This window comes from Rhizobium sp. CG5 (assembly GCF_023701945.1).
Classification (GTDB): Bacteria; Pseudomonadota; Alphaproteobacteria; order Rhizobiales; family Rhizobiaceae; genus Allorhizobium.
Window position 1 is genome coordinate 215,800 of record NZ_JABAEF010000004.1, and the last position, 13,945, is coordinate 229,744.

At 60.7% G+C, this 13,945-nt stretch carries 14 protein-coding genes and 1 tRNA gene; 14 read left to right on the forward strand and 1 reads right to left on the reverse strand.

Annotated features, from left to right (window positions below; genetic code table 11):
- The first annotated feature begins 61 nt into the window (after window positions 1–61).
- From HGO38_RS09045 to HGO38_RS09090, 10 genes are all read left to right on the forward strand, one after another.
- Entirely contained in the window at window positions 62–1,156 is a 1,095-nt protein-coding gene (locus tag HGO38_RS09045; protein ID WP_250955557.1) for a microcin C ABC transporter permease YejB, read from the forward strand.
- A 16-nt stretch (window positions 1,157–1,172) separates the two neighbouring features.
- Complete coding sequence (locus tag HGO38_RS09050; RefSeq protein ID WP_250955685.1) at window positions 1,173–2,306, forward strand: ABC transporter permease; 1,134 nt, start codon at window positions 1,173–1,175, stop codon at window positions 2,304–2,306.
- A gap of 70 nt (window positions 2,307–2,376) precedes the next feature.
- Window positions 2,377–2,661, forward strand: a complete 285-nt coding sequence (locus tag HGO38_RS09055; RefSeq protein WP_250955558.1) for a hypothetical protein — start codon at window positions 2,377–2,379, stop codon at window positions 2,659–2,661.
- Complete coding sequence (locus HGO38_RS09060) at window positions 2,661–3,164, forward strand: type II toxin-antitoxin system VapC family toxin (protein WP_250955559.1); 504 nt, start codon at window positions 2,661–2,663, stop codon at window positions 3,162–3,164. The genes HGO38_RS09055 and HGO38_RS09060 overlap by 1 nt, the downstream gene beginning before the upstream one ends.
- Window positions 3,161–4,789, forward strand: a complete 1,629-nt coding sequence (locus HGO38_RS09065) for an ABC transporter ATP-binding protein (protein WP_250955560.1) — start codon at window positions 3,161–3,163, stop codon at window positions 4,787–4,789. The genes HGO38_RS09060 and HGO38_RS09065 overlap by 4 nt, the downstream gene beginning before the upstream one ends.
- A 148-nt stretch (window positions 4,790–4,937) precedes the next feature.
- Window positions 4,938–5,225 (forward strand): hypothetical protein, encoded by a 288-nt coding sequence (locus HGO38_RS09070; protein WP_250955561.1) that lies wholly within the window; start codon window positions 4,938–4,940, stop codon window positions 5,223–5,225.
- A 135-nt stretch (window positions 5,226–5,360) separates the two neighbouring features.
- Window positions 5,361–6,665, forward strand: a complete 1,305-nt coding sequence (pncB, locus tag HGO38_RS09075) for a nicotinate phosphoribosyltransferase (protein WP_250955562.1) — start codon at window positions 5,361–5,363, stop codon at window positions 6,663–6,665.
- Between the two features lie 284 nt (window positions 6,666–6,949).
- Entirely contained in the window at window positions 6,950–7,408 is a 459-nt protein-coding gene (locus tag HGO38_RS09080) for an SRPBCC family protein (RefSeq protein WP_250955563.1), read from the forward strand.
- 250 nt (window positions 7,409–7,658) lie between these two features.
- Window positions 7,659–8,321 (forward strand): TetR/AcrR family transcriptional regulator, encoded by a 663-nt coding sequence (locus tag HGO38_RS09085; protein WP_250955564.1) that lies wholly within the window; start codon window positions 7,659–7,661, stop codon window positions 8,319–8,321.
- A gap of 142 nt (window positions 8,322–8,463) precedes the next feature.
- A complete protein-coding gene (locus tag HGO38_RS09090; RefSeq protein WP_250955565.1) occupies window positions 8,464–9,678 on the forward strand; it encodes a serine hydrolase domain-containing protein in 1,215 nt (404 codons plus the stop codon).
- A gap of 130 nt (window positions 9,679–9,808) precedes the next feature.
- Here the strand turns inward: HGO38_RS09090 and HGO38_RS09095 are convergent.
- Window positions 9,809–9,898, reverse strand: a tRNA-Ser gene (locus HGO38_RS09095).
- Window positions 9,899–10,101: 203 nt separating this feature from the next.
- Here HGO38_RS09095 and HGO38_RS09100 point away from each other — a divergent pair.
- The 4 genes from HGO38_RS09100 (at window position 10,102) to HGO38_RS09115 (ending at window position 13,941) form a co-directional block, all read left to right on the forward strand.
- Window positions 10,102–10,419 carry a hypothetical protein gene (locus tag HGO38_RS09100; RefSeq protein ID WP_250955686.1) on the forward strand — a complete coding sequence of 106 codons (318 nt, stop codon included), beginning with the start codon at window positions 10,102–10,104 and terminating at the stop codon, window positions 10,417–10,419.
- Window positions 10,420–10,475: 56 nt separating this feature from the next.
- Window positions 10,476–11,126, forward strand: a complete 651-nt coding sequence (gene msrA, locus HGO38_RS09105; protein ID WP_250955566.1) for a peptide-methionine (S)-S-oxide reductase MsrA — start codon at window positions 10,476–10,478, stop codon at window positions 11,124–11,126.
- 234 nt (window positions 11,127–11,360) lie between these two features.
- Complete coding sequence (locus tag HGO38_RS09110; RefSeq protein ID WP_250955567.1) at window positions 11,361–12,353, forward strand: BMP family lipoprotein; 993 nt, start codon at window positions 11,361–11,363, stop codon at window positions 12,351–12,353.
- A 49-nt stretch (window positions 12,354–12,402) separates the two neighbouring features.
- Complete coding sequence (locus HGO38_RS09115; protein ID WP_250955568.1) at window positions 12,403–13,941, forward strand: ABC transporter ATP-binding protein; 1,539 nt, start codon at window positions 12,403–12,405, stop codon at window positions 13,939–13,941.
- The last annotated feature ends 4 nt before the right edge of the window (window positions 13,942–13,945 follow it).

Sequence of the window (13,945 nt, forward strand, 5' to 3'; positions counted from 1 at the left end):
ACGGCTTGGACAGCAGGGTAATGGACAATATTCGCAGCCTATTGAGCGGAGTTCATTGCTGATGGGCGCCTATATCCTGCGCCGCCTCCTGCTGATGATCCCGACCATTGTCGGCATCATGGGCATTTCCTTCCTTGTCATCCAGTTTGCGCCCGGCGGCCCGGTCGAGCAGGTCATCGCGCAATTGTCCGGCCAGGGCGACAGCGCAGACCAGCGCCTGTCGGGCGGCGGCGGCGATATGCTGAGCCAGGCCGGCGCCGACGAGATGAACTCGCGCTATCGCGGTGCGCAGGGGCTGGATCCCGAACTGATCGCCAAGCTGGAAAAACAGTTCGGCTTCGACAAGCCGCCACTGACCCGCTTCGGCGAAATGATGTGGAATTACATCCGTTTCGATTTCGGCGAGAGCTTCTTCCGCAACACCTCCGTCATCGATCTGATCATCGAGAAGATGCCGGTGTCCATTTCGCTCGGCGTCTGGGTGCTGTTGCTGTCCTATGCCATTTCCATTCCGCTCGGCATCCGCAAGGCCGTGCAGGACGGTTCGACCTTCGATGTCTGGACCTCCGGCGTCATCGTGGTGGGCTATGCGGTGCCGAGCTTCCTGTTCGGCATCCTGTTGATCGTTCTGTTTGCCGGCGGATCCTTCTTCGACTGGTTCCCCTTGCGCGGGCTGACCTCCGACAATTTCGCCGACCTGTCCTGGTGGCAGAAGATCCTGGATTACTTCTGGCACCTGACCCTGCCGCTGACGGCACTTCTGCTGTCGGCCTTTGCCACCACGACGCTGCTCACCAAGAATTCCTTCATTGACGAGATCAAGAAGCAATATGTGGTGACGGCCCGCGCCAAGGGTCTGGGCGAGCGCCAGGTTCTCTACGGCCATGTGTTCCGCAATGCCATGCTGATCGTCATTGCCGGCATTCCCGGCGCCTTCATTTCGGCCTTCTTCACCGGTTCGCTGCTGATCGAGAATATCTTCTCGCTGGATGGCCTCGGCCGGCTTGGCTATCTCTCGATCGTCAACCGCGACTATCCGATCGTCTTTGCCACGCTCTACATCTTCTCGCTGATGGGCCTGGTCGTCGGTCTGCTGTCCGACCTTATCTATACCTGGATCGACCCGCGCATCGACTTCGACCGGAGGGATGTCTGACATGGCCTCGCCCGATATGGTTGACACGCGCACTGCAAACGTCGAGGTCAAAAGACCCTGGCTGACGCCCACCAACCGCCGGCGCCTTGAAAACTTCAAGGCCAACAAGCGCGGTTACTGGTCCTTCTGGATCTTCATGCTGCTCTTCGTCCTCAGCCTCTGTGCCGAGCTGATTGCCAATGACCGGCCGCTGGTCGCCTCCTACAAGGGCGAGATCCTGTTTCCCGTCCTGGTCGATTATCCCGAGGAAAAATTCGGCGGCTTCCTGGCGGTAACGGACTATCGGTCCTCCTTCATCGATGAGGAGATCAAGGCCAATGGCTGGGTGGTCTGGCCGCCGATCCGCTATTCCTACGGCACGGTTAATTCCAACATTCCCCATTCGGCTCCAACCGCGCCGTTCTGGCTGATGGACAAGCAGGAGCGCTGCTCGGCCTATCCGCTCGGCACGCAGGATCCCGGCTGCGTGCTCGGCAATCTCAACTGGCTCGGCACCGATGACCAGGCGCGCGACGTCATGGCGCGGATGATCTATGGCTTCCGAATTTCCGTGCTGTTCGGCCTGGCGCTGACGATCGTCTCGGCCCTGATCGGCGTGACGACCGGTGCCATCCAGGGCTATTTTGGAGGCTGGACCGATCTCCTGATGCAAAGGCTCATCGAGATCTGGTCGTCCATGCCCGTGCTCTATGTGCTGCTGATCATTTCCTCGATCCTGCCGCCGGGCTTCTTCATCCTGCTCGGCATCATGCTGCTGTTTTCCTGGGTGAGTTTCGTCGGCATTGTCCGTGCCGAATTCCTGCGCGCCCGCAATTTCGAATATGTGAATGCGGCCCGCGCCCTCGGCGTTGGCAACTGGACGATCATGTATCGCCACCTCCTGCCCAATGCCATGGTGGCGACGCTGACCTTCCTGCCGTTCATCCTGTCGGGATCGATCACCACCCTGACATCGCTCGATTTCCTCGGCCTCGGCATGCCGCCCGGCTCGCCGTCGCTCGGTGAACTGATCGCCCAGGGCAAGCGAAACCTGCAGGCCCCCTGGCTCGGCCTCACCGCCTTCTTCACCATGTCGATCATGCTGTCGCTGCTGATCTTCGTCGGCGAGGCGGTGCGCGATGCCTTCGACCCGAGAAAGACGTTCAGATGAGCGGCGGCTCGCCAATCCTCGTGGTTGGGGGTAAACTTGCCTCGTCTGCAACTTCTGAGGTCCCGCTGCGATGAACAAGATCGTTTTTGAGCATTATCCGGTTGCCAATCTGCCCGACGATTTGCGGGAGGGCTTGAGCCGCGATGGCACCGTCCGCGTCGTGATCGAGGCGGAAGCATTCGATGACAGGCAGTTAAACTTAGCCGGCTCCCTGTCGGTTGAGAGTTCCAAGCCTATGACAGCACTGGAAGTGGTCGAAGCGATTCGCCGGTTCAAGGCGGAAGGACGACCGTCCGTATCCTCCGAAGAGGCTGTGGCCAGAATTCGAGAATTGCGGGACGAATGGGAGGACTGATGGAGACATTTGGAAAGATCTATCTTGATACCAACCTCTTTATCATGGCCTTTGAAAATCGCGGGCGCGAGAGCGGTCTGATTTCAGATATTTTTGCGGCTGTTGCGATGTCTAGTGCTCAAGTATTTGCGACCAGCGAACTCACTTTATCGGAGCTGATCGTCAAACCTCTTCGAGCAAAGGATGAGGGCGCCGTTGCTCAGTATGGGGCTCTGATTCGATCAAGCGCTTGGCTGGACGTGCGGCAGGTTGTCAGAGATGTGTTGGTGGTAGCCGCGATGCTGCGGACAGAGAATTCCGCTGTGAAACTGCCGGACGCCATTCACCTCTCGACGGCTTTCGCTGCTGGATGTTCTCATATCCTCACCGACGACCGGGGTCTCAAAGGCGAATATGTTGCCGGACCGCATGTAGCAAGATCTTGGCCGGATGCGAGGGCACTGGTCGTGTTGCGCCCCGACGAGCCCACCCTGACCTCCCTCCTGCAAAGTCTGGCCGCATGACCGAACCGCTTCTCTCCGTCCGGGATCTCTCCGTCGCCTTCCATCAGGGTGACAAGGAAACCCTTGCCGTCGACCGGATTTCCTTCGACATCGCGCGCGGCGAGGTGGTGGCGCTGGTCGGCGAATCCGGATCCGGCAAATCGGTCTCGGCCGCCTCCGTGCTGAAACTGCTGCCCTATCCTTCGGCCAGCCACCCTTCCGGCCAGATCCTGTTCGATGGCCAGGATCTGATGACCCTGCCGGAAAAGGCTCTGCGTGCCGTGCGCGGCAACGAGATCACCATGATCTTCCAGGAGCCGATGACCTCGCTCAATCCGCTGCACACGATCGAGAAGCAGATCGGCGAGATTCTCGCTTTGCACCAGGCGATTGGCGGTCCATCGGCCCGCGCCAAGACGCTTGAACTCTTGAACCAGGTCGGCATTCGCGAGCCGGAAAAGCGGCTGACGGCCTATCCCCATGAATTGTCCGGCGGCCAGCGCCAGCGCGTGATGATCGCCATGGCCCTTGCCAACCGGCCGAAGCTGCTGATTGCCGACGAGCCGACCACGGCACTCGACGTCACCGTGCAGGCGCAGATCCTCGAACTGCTGCGCAGCCTGAAGAACGATCACGGCATGTCCATGCTGTTCATCACTCACGATCTCGGCATCGTGCGCAAATTTGCCGATCGCGTCTGCGTGATGACCAAGGGCCGCATCGTCGAGAGTGGCCCGGTCGAGGAGATCTTCTCCAATCCGCAGCACGCCTATACCCGCCATCTCCTGGCCTCGGAGCCGCGCGGCGAGCCGCCGCTGTCGAATCTCGACAAGCCTGTGGTCATGCAGGGAGAGGATGTGAAAGTCTGGTTCCCGATCAAGGCGGGCTTCCTGCGCAAGGTCGTCGACTACGTCAAGGCGGTCGATGGCGTCGACCTGACGTTGCGCGCCGGCCAGACGCTCGGGGTTGTCGGTGAGTCCGGTTCCGGCAAGACCACGCTTGGCCTGGCGCTGGCGCGGCTGATTTCGTCGACCGGCCGCATCAGCTTTATCGGCTCGGAGATCGGGGGATTCAGCTACCGGCAGATGCTACCCCTGCGCGATCGCCTGCAGATCGTCTTCCAGGATCCGTTCGGATCTCTCAGCCCCCGCATGTCGGTGGGCGACATCGTTGCCGAAGGGCTGCGGGTGCATGAGCGCGGATTGTCGGCCGATCAGCGCGATGCCCGCGTCTGCTGGGCGCTGGAAGAGGTAGGCCTCGATACGGCCACCCGCTGGCGCTATCCGCACGAATTTTCCGGTGGCCAGCGCCAGCGCATCGCCATTGCCCGCGCCATGGTGCTGAAGCCCCGTTTCGTCATGCTCGACGAGCCGACATCGGCCCTCGACATGAGCGTCCAGGCCCAGGTGGTCGATCTGCTGCGCGACCTGCAGAAGAAGCACGATCTGGCCTATCTGTTCATCAGCCACGATCTGCGCGTCGTGAAGGCGCTTGCCAATGACGTTATCGTCATGCGCATGGGCAAGGTGGTCGAGCAGGGGCCGGCGGTCGACATCTTCAAGGCGCCGAAGGCGGATTACACCCGCGCCCTGATGGCCGCCGCCTTCGACCTGAAGTCGGTCGATGGCGCCGGCATCCATCAGTAGCGCGACGAGCCAGCTTGCAATCCATTGAATAAGCGATGCCGCCGCAACAGCCCGATTTCGGAACCTTTGCGGCGTACCGTTCGTTCACTCCCCAAGTGATACCCGTCCGGCATCGACCGTCGGCGACAAAATCCTCAAGGAGAAGCCCATGACGACCCCCAATGGTTCCGATCAGCAAACCAGTCGCCCCGCAAACACGGATGTCCATGAGCAGCCCCTGCCAGCGACGGATGCGCGGCAGGGCTTTCCCGGTCGGCCGGTTCTGGTGGTCTTGCTGGCGGGACTGTTGCTGGCCATGGTGGTCTGGATTCCGGTCGAATGGTGGGGCAATGGCATGGCGCCCGAACAGCCGGGCAGCGAGCAGGTCACGCCCGCCCCGAGCCCGGCCGACAATACGAACGGCAACAACGGCGGTCAGCCGAACTCCAATCCATAAGCCTGCGAGGGCAGTCCTGCCTCTGGACTTTAGGCGGATATTTTTCGATAAGGTTGCTGTCGAAGCAGTTGTCCTCCTGGGATGACCGACAGCAGCCGGCCGAAATCGAGCCGGGTCAAGGCGTGGCGAGGACCGATGACGAAAACCGATATTGCCACCCGCGTCTTCAACCATGCCTGGAAGCTCGATCCGATCATCCGCAGTCTGATCGATACGGATTTCTACAAGCTGCTGATGCTGCAGATGATCTGGAAGCTTTATCCGGACGTCAACGCGACCTTTACTCTGATCAATCGCACCACATCCGTTCGTCTCGCCGATGAGATCGACGAAGGCGAATTGCGGGCTCAGCTCGATCATGTCCGGACCCTGAAACTCTCCAAGAAGGAGATGATCTGGCTGGCCGGCAATACCTTTTATGGTCGGGCGCAGATCTTCGAGCCGGAGTTCCTGACCTGGCTCGCCAATCTGCAACTGCCCGAATACGAGCTGTCGAAAAAGGATGGACAATACGAGCTGACGTTCTTTGGCTCGTGGATGGAAACGACGCTTTGGGAAATCCCGGCCCTTGCCATCATCAACGAGCTTCGCACCCGCCGCGCCATGCGCAATCTCGGTTATTTCACCCTGGATGTGCTCTATGCGCGTGCCAAGGCCAAGATGTGGTCCAAGGTCGAGCGCCTGCGCGAGCTGGAAGGCTTGCGCATTTCCGATTTCGGGACACGCCGCCGGCACAGTTTCCTCTGGCAGCGCTGGTGCGTCGAAGCCTTGAAGGAAGGCGTCGGCCCGGCCTTCACCGGCACCAGCAACGTCCTGCTCGCCATGGATTCCGATCTCGAAGCGGTCGGCACCAATGCCCATGAACTGCCGATGGTGGCGGCAGCCCTGGCCGAGACCGATGCCGAGCTGGCCGCGGCCCCCTACAAGGTGCTGCGGGACTGGAACCGGCTCTATGGCGGCAACCTCTTGATCGTCCTGCCGGATGCCTTCGGCACGGCGGCCTTCCTGCGCGATGCGCCGGAATGGGTGGCCGACTGGACAGGCTTTCGCCCCGACAGCGCGCCGCCGATCGAAGGCGGCGAGAAGATCATTGCCTGGTGGAAAAAGATGGGCCGTGATCCCCGGCAGAAGCTGCTGATCTTCTCCGACGGGCTGGATGTCGATGCGATCATCGACACGTATCGCCATTTCGAGGGCAAGGTGCGCATGAGCTTTGGCTGGGGCACAAACCTCACCAATGATTTCGCCGGCTGCGCGCCCCAGGAAATCGCCGGCCTGATGCCGATTTCCATCGTCTGCAAGGTCAACGACGCCAACGGCCGCCCGGCCGTGAAGCTCTCCGACAATCCGAAAAAAGCGACCGGCGATACAGCCGAGGTCGAGCGCTACCTGAAATTCTTCGGCTCCGAAGATCGTGTCGAACAGGCGGTCCGGGTCTAGCCCTGCCGCCGATCGTTCCACACCGACGGCTGCGGACCCATGGATGGCTCGGGATCTGAAAAAGATGCAACGCTACCGCGATTTATAGTAGTCTCCTTCAGGGAAGAGGAAACGAGGCTGCCTTGACGGCGACGGCATAGGCCCGAGCCGGCCACGGCGGCTTTGTCGGCAGTCGTCGCAGAATGGGCGCTTTGCGGGATAAGCTATTGGGCGGCGGCATGGATCCGCAGAGCACGTCGCCAGCGCGGCGGTGGCCGGACGAGGAACAAAGGGAGGAACAGTCAATGGATATGAATGGCAGTGAACGGATCGAGGCGCCTATCGAGGACGTGTGGCGGGCCCTGAACGATCCCGAATGTCTGCGGCAGGCCATCCCCGGCTGCGAGAGCCTGGAAAAGACCGCCGACAATGCCATGACCGCCAAGGTCGTGCTGAAGGTCGGGCCGATCAAGGCGAAGTTCGAGGGCTCGGTCGAGCTGAAGGATCTCAATCCGCCCCATTCCTATACCATCGTCGGCGAGGGCAAGGGTGGCCTGGCCGGCTTTGCCAAGGGCGGCGCCGAAGTGTCCTTGGTCGAAGATGGCCCCTCGGCTACCATTCTGTCTTACACGGTCAAGGCGGAGGTCGGCGGTAAGATCGCCCAGCTCGGCAGCCGGCTGATCGATTCCACCGCCAAGAAACTGGCCGGTGAATTCTTCGCCAAATTAGGCACCCTTGCCGCAGGCGAACCGGCCGCGATCTAAGTCCAATCCGGCTATCTTTCGCAATGGCCATCGCCGCATTCGTGTCTACAATGATCTATCTCGCTTGAAATTGAGGAGCGCGGGTCATGCGGATACGGTGCGGCGGACCTTTGGCGCTGTGTCGGCATGGCTCTCGGGTCAGAGGGCCATCGCAACCGAATGGCAATCCCTGTCCCCTGCTGGCGTCGCCTCTTCCAGGCGTGGCATCAGGGCATTATGTGTCAGACCAGCTTTCCGCACGAGCACGATGATGAATTCCAGACGTCGACCAGGCTTCGAACCCCGGCGCAAGCCGGCACAGGCACGGGCACAGGCTACCGTGGCTGCAATCCTCGAAGCATCCGTTCGCATCTTGCGGACAGAGGGGCGGGCGGCTTTCAACACCAACAGGGTCGCCGAAGTCGCAGGCGTCAGCATCGGCACGCTCTATGGATATTTTCCGGACAAGGATTCGATCTGCATCGCGCTGGCGAGACAGATCCTTCATGAGGATCGCAGGACGCTGATGGCGGCTGTCGACGGTGCAGGGAGCGAAGATGCGCTACGCGTTCTGATCCATACGCTGTTGGCTCGCCACCGGACCGACCGGGAGGTGCGGCGCGCGGTCATGAGTTTCTATGTCTCATCCGGTTTCGGCGCCGAGCACGACCGGTTGCTCGATGATGTCGTCGGGTCGCTTGCCAGAAAATCGGGCCATCTGCTCGGACCCGAGGTGCCGGCGATTGACCCGATCCGCTTGTTCATCGTGTCGCGGGCGGTCTTCGGCGTTGCCCGTGCCTTGACCGAACAGGGAGAAGCGAGCGACCTGCCGCTTGAACCACTGGAAAACGAAATGGTCGGGTTCGTCCGCGCCTATCTCCTTGGCTTTGCTGAGCCCGGCAATGCGAGCAACTCTCCGTTTGAAGTCTTCTAGAACCGGCAATGTTTCATTGGATTCAACGCCTTAGATCTGTTGTGTCCGCATCGGACAAGCCGAGTAGGAGAAGACGGCTTTTCCTCGCATCATGTCGCCGGCGCTTCGGTCAGGCGCAACTGCACAAGAGGAGAGAATGAGCATGAACGGCGATGAAAATCGGGACACCCGGTGCGAGCGACAAATACCACGCCGCAGCCTGCTGAAAACCCTGCTGGCCGCGCCACTCGTTGTGGCAGCGCCGAGATTTGCCACAGGCGACATGGCCCGGGCCGCAGGCTCATCCTTTCCGAAAGGCGATTTTACGCCCGCACCTGCCGCCGACAACCTCGCCATCGGTGCGCCGTCAGCCTTGGGCATGGACGCCAAGGCTCTGCAGGCAATGCTGGCCGGAGTTCAGAGAAGTACGACCAATATCCATAGCGTGCTTGTTCTAAGGCATGGACAGTTGGCGGCTGAACTGTATCGCTCAGGGGTCGACCGCTCCATCTACAGTCCGTGGGCCTCGCGACGGCAATTTGCTCCAGCGGACCTTCATGACCTGCGCTCGGTCAGCAAGGGCATCGTCGGGCTTCTATACGGTATTCTCCTGGATAGCGGTGAGGTGCCGGGGATCGAAACTTCGGTATCGGCGCTCTATCCGGAGTGCGGCACCTTGCAAGACAGCGCCCGCCGCGCCATCCGCGTTCGCCACCTGCTGACCATGACGGCGGGGTTGGAATGGACCGAACCTTCGCCGGTTCACCGCGCCTCGTCGACAGACGAGATTGGCCTCGCCCTCAGTCCCTGTGCCTTTAACTACGTGTTCCAGCGCGACGTGTTCGCCTCTCCCGGAACGCTGTTCACCTACAGCGGTGGCCTCACGGCTGTCCTCGCCGAGATCATGGAACGCTCCACCAGGCGTTCCCTTCGCCAAATCGCCGAAGAACGCCTGTTTGTTCCTCTTGGCATCACCGACTGGCAATGGATTGGAGACATCTATGGCAAGCCATTGGCTCCCATAGGGCTGCGGCTGAGGCCTCGTGATCTGATGAAGCTCGGAGCAACGATGCTCGCGGGCGGCCGGTGGCAGGGGCGGCGGGTCGTTCCTGCTGACTGGATCGCCCGATCGACCAAGCCGAGCATCCAGACTGCGCCCGTCGGCGGCTATGGCTTTCAGTGGTGGTCGATGACAACGCGCTGGAAGGACCTGGACCTGCCCGTAACGGCGGCCATCGGCAACGGCGGACAGCGCCTTTTCCTGGTGCCGGACCTCGACCTCGCCGTCGTTGCCACCGCTGGCGACTATGGCGATCCGGCCATAGCCACCCCCATGACTGCAATTCTTCAGTCTGTCGTCGGGACAGTGTCTGTTTGAACCATTGCTCGTCGAGCGAGAGTCAAGTGAGCGAGATATCGGGCTATCGCGTGAAATCACCGCTGCGCAATGCCGCCCGGTAGACCGTAAGATCCCAAAATGGAGAGCGTCAGGTCGGACATATGCCGACTGGCGGACAGGGTGGGATTCGAACCCACGGTACGCTTTCACGCACACACGCGTTCCAGGCGTGCGCCTTAAACCACTCGGCCACCTGTCCGTAGAGCCGGTTGCTTCGCGTGAGAAACAAACCGTTGGAACGGCCGCGATATATACCGATGAATTCCGTGGGATCAACCGGAATCTAACAGTTTTCTGACGGTCCTGGAGAAAACATGTGGCCGTTCGGTGTTGCGCTGCCGCCAGGGCTGTTCATATTGGCGGTAGGAACGGTTCATGCAGCCAGCAAACGGAGCGATGGTGATCAGATTTTTCTTCCGGCTTCTCAGTCTGGTCGCCCTCGCCATCGCGGTTCTGGCCGGAGCGATCGATTCGATCGAATCTGTTGCCTCTTCCGAGGTCGTCATGACCTCGCTTGGTGCGGCTTGGGTGGATGTCAGTTCCTCGACGCTTCCTCTGGTTCAGGCCGCAGTCGAACACTATATGGGAGACTGGATCTGGCGGAACGCTGTCGCATGGGTGCTGGGCCAGCCGGCTTTTGCCGTGTTCCTGCTCTTGGCGCTTCTTCTCTGGATGTGCGGCTACAAAAAGCCGTCCCTGGCAGGACGCTTTGCCGCCTGAGCGCGATGGGCCGGTTCTGGAAATTTCGCTGTGCGACAAACGCTTAGGAGGCGCAGATGTATGTCATCGATATGTTCAACAAGAAGACCACCATGCCGACCGTGGCAACGGCCCTTCCCGGTCGGGTCGAGCCGATCGCCACCGCCGAGACCCATTTCGTGTCCGGCCGGCCATTGAAAGGCCCTTACCCCGACGGAATGGCGACGGTTTATCTCGGCATGGGTTGCTTCTGGGGCGCTGAGCGCCTGCTGTGGCAGATCCCGGGTGTCTGGGTGACGGTGGCCGGCTATGCCGGCGGCTATACGCCGAACCCGACCTATCAGGAAACCGTGACCGGCCTGACCGGCCATACTGAAGTCGTCAAGGTCGTCTTCGATCCGGCCATCGTATCGCTCGAGGCGCTGCTGAAGGTGTTTTTCGAAGCCCATGATCCGACCCAGGGCATGCGCCAGGGCAATGATATCGGCACAACCTACCGGTCCGCGATCTATGTGGAGAACGATGCGGATCTGCAGACCGCAAACCGCGTTCGCGATGCTTTCCAGGCGGCGCTGGGCGGTGCGGGGCGCACCTCCAAGGTGACCACCGAGATCATTCCGGCGCCGGAATTCTTCTATGCCGAGGACTATCACCAGCAGTACCTGGCGAAAAATCCCAATGGCTATTGCGGGTTGCGCGGCACCGGCGTGTCCTGCCCGATTGGCTAGGTTTTGATCAAAAACCCACTCGAAATGCGCTAATTTCGAGCGGGATTGATGAAAAATCGGTCGATTCTACAAATCTTTACCGGATGAAAAAAATCTGGTGAATTTTTTCTGGAGCCATGCAAGGATGACCCAAGTCCGGCTGCCGAGGGGCTGTCGGGCGGGGTCGCAGACATGTCTGTTCAAGACGTGCGGGAGGACCTTAAAAAAGATCAATAGCAACAACAGGGCTGCACAATGAAAAAAACCGTCTTGAGTCTCTTTGCTTTGGCCGCGATGTCGGCAACGGCGCTCGCCGCAGACATTAAGCCGGCGCTTGTCTACGGCACCGGCGGTAAATTCGACAAGTCGTTCAACGAAGCAGCCTATGCCGGCGCTGAAAAGTTCAAGGCCGAAACCGGCACCGACTATCGCGATTTCGAGCCGACCGGCGATACGCAGGGCGAGCAGGCGATCCGCAACTTCGCCTCCAAGGGGTATAACCCTGTCGTCGCCGTGTCCTTCGCCTGGACCTCGGCCATCGAGAAGGTCGCGGCCGAATTCCCCGAAACCAAGTTCGTGCTGGTCGATTCCGTCGTGGAACTGCCGAACGTCCGTTCGGTCGTCTACAAGGAAGAAGAAGGCTCGTTCCTGGTCGGCGTCCTCGCCGGCATGGCGTCGAAGTCCGGCAAGGTCGGCTTCGTCGGCGGCATGGACATTCCGCTGATCCGCAAGTTTGCCTGTGGTTACGAGCAGGGCGCCCGCGCTGCCAATGCCAAGATCGAAGTGTTCCAGAACATGACCGGCACGACCGGCGCTGCCTGGAACGACCCGGTCCGCGGCGGCGAACTCACCAAGAACCAGATCGATCAGGGCGCTGATGTGGTTTACGCGGCAGCCGGCGCCACGGGCCTCGGCGTTCTCCAGACGGCGGCCGACAATGGCAAGTTCTCGATCGGCGTCGACAGCAACCAGAACTACGTTCATCCGGGTTCCGTTCTGACCTCGATGGTCAAGCGCGTCGACCTGGCCGTCTACAATGCCTATGCCGATACCAAGGCTGACAAGTTCACCGGTGGTGTCCAGTCGCTCGGCGTCAAGGAAGACGGCGTCGGCTACGCGCTGGACGAATACAATGCCAAGCTCGTGACGGAAGAGATGAAGACCGCTGTCGAAAAGGCCAAGGCCGACATTATCGCCGGAACCGTCAAGGTTCACGATTATATGTCGGACAATTCCTGCCCGAAGTGATTTAATCCGAGGGCGCAAGGTGGGATAAATTCCGCTTTGCGCCCTTTTCATGTCTGCCATCTGGAGCTTAATCGACGTGAGCCAAGCGCCTGCCATCGAACTCATCGGCATCGAAAAGCGGTTCGGCGCAGTTCATGCCAACAAGAACATTAACCTGACCGTCGCCAAGGGTTCCATCCATGGCATTATCGGCGAAAACGGTGCGGGCAAGTCGACCCTGATGTCGATCCTCTACGGCTTCTATCAAGCCGATGGTGGAACCATCAAGATCGACGGTAAGCCGACCCTCATTCGCGACAGCCAGGCGGCGATCGCTGCCGGCATCGGCATGGTCCACCAGCATTTCATGCTGGTCGAAAATTTCACCGTGGTCGAAAACCTGATGCTGGGCGCCGAAGGCGGGGCCTTTCTGGCCAAGGGAACGGCCGCGGCGCGCGCCTCCCTGAAGCGCCTGGCCGACGATTACGGCCTGGAGGTCGATCCCGATGCGGTGGTCGAAGAGCTGGCCGTCGGCCTGCAGCAGCGCGTCGAGATCCTCAAAGCCATGTATCGCGGCGCCGAGATCCTGATCCTCGACGAGCCGACCGGCGTGCTGACGCCATCGGAGGCCGATCACCTCTTCAAGATCCTGGGCGTGCTGCGCGACCAGGGCAAGACCATCGTGCTGATCACCCACAAGCTGCGCGAGATCATGGCGATCACCGATACGGTGTCGGTCATGCGCCGCGGCGAGATGGTCGCGACCCGCAAAACGTCTGAGACCACGGTCGAGGAACTGGCCGAACTGATGGTCGGCCGCCGCGTCCTGCTGCATGTCGACAAGGGCGATGCCAAGCCCGGCGAGGTTTTCCTGTCGGTGCACAATCTGACAGTCAAGGACAGTCGCGGCGTCACCATGGTCGACAACGTCTCCTTCGATGTGCGCCACGGCGAGATCGTCGGCATTGCGGGCGTCGCCGGCAACGGCCAGAGCGAATTGCTGGAAGCCATTACCGGCATCCGCAAGCCGACCTCCGGGGAGATCTTCATCGGTGGCCGCAACGTTGCGGGCCTCGACCCGGCCGCCCTGCGGTCGATCGGACTTGCCCATATTCCAGAAGACCGCCACCATATGGGCCTGGTGCTCAGCTTCGAGGAAAGCGAGAACGCCATTCTCGGTTACCACCGCGATGAGAAATACGGCAAGGGCCTGATGCTGGACCCGGACGCCATCCGCAAGGCCGCCGTCGAAGAGATCGAGAAATACGACATCCGTCCGCCCAATCCGCGCCTGAAGACGGCGAATTTTTCGGGCGGCAACCAGCAGAAGATCGTCGTCGCCCGCGAGATCGAGCGTGATCCGAAACTGTTGATCGTCGGTCAGCCGACCCGCGGCGTCGATATCGGCGCGATCGAATTCATTCACAAGCGGATCATCGAGACGCGCGACAGCGGCAAGGCCATTCTGCTGGTCTCGGTCGAACTGGACGAGATCCGCTCGCTCTCGGACCGTATCCTGGTGATGTTCGCCGGAAAGATCGTCGGAGAGAAAATGCCGGATGCCGGCGAACAGACGCTGGGCCTGATGATGGCCGGCATTGCCGCGTGAGGAC

What these genes read in the sequence shown, in the direction of transcription:
- HGO38_RS09045 (WP_250955557.1), top strand. Translation starts at nt 62, where the DNA reads ATGGGCGCCTATATCCTGCGCCGCCTCCTGCTGATGATCCCGACCATT.
- HGO38_RS09050 (WP_250955685.1), top strand. Translation starts at nt 1,173, where the DNA reads ATGGTTGACACGCGCACTGCAAACGTCGAGGTCAAAAGACCCTGGCTG.
- HGO38_RS09055 (WP_250955558.1), top strand. Translation starts at nt 2,377, where the DNA reads ATGAACAAGATCGTTTTTGAGCATTATCCGGTTGCCAATCTGCCCGAC.
- HGO38_RS09060 (WP_250955559.1), top strand. Translation starts at nt 2,661, where the DNA reads ATGGAGACATTTGGAAAGATCTATCTTGATACCAACCTCTTTATCATG.
- HGO38_RS09065 (WP_250955560.1), top strand. Translation starts at nt 3,161, where the DNA reads ATGACCGAACCGCTTCTCTCCGTCCGGGATCTCTCCGTCGCCTTCCAT.
- HGO38_RS09070 (WP_250955561.1), top strand. Translation starts at nt 4,938, where the DNA reads ATGACGACCCCCAATGGTTCCGATCAGCAAACCAGTCGCCCCGCAAAC.
- pncB (WP_250955562.1), top strand. Translation starts at nt 5,361, where the DNA reads ATGACGAAAACCGATATTGCCACCCGCGTCTTCAACCATGCCTGGAAG.
- HGO38_RS09080 (WP_250955563.1), top strand. Translation starts at nt 6,950, where the DNA reads ATGGATATGAATGGCAGTGAACGGATCGAGGCGCCTATCGAGGACGTG.
- HGO38_RS09085 (WP_250955564.1), top strand. Translation starts at nt 7,659, where the DNA reads ATGAATTCCAGACGTCGACCAGGCTTCGAACCCCGGCGCAAGCCGGCA.
- HGO38_RS09090 (WP_250955565.1), top strand. Translation starts at nt 8,464, where the DNA reads ATGAACGGCGATGAAAATCGGGACACCCGGTGCGAGCGACAAATACCA.
- msrA (WP_250955566.1), top strand. Translation starts at nt 10,476, where the DNA reads ATGTATGTCATCGATATGTTCAACAAGAAGACCACCATGCCGACCGTG.
- HGO38_RS09110 (WP_250955567.1), top strand. Translation starts at nt 11,361, where the DNA reads ATGAAAAAAACCGTCTTGAGTCTCTTTGCTTTGGCCGCGATGTCGGCA.
- HGO38_RS09115 (WP_250955568.1), top strand. Translation starts at nt 12,403, where the DNA reads ATGTCTGCCATCTGGAGCTTAATCGACGTGAGCCAAGCGCCTGCCATC.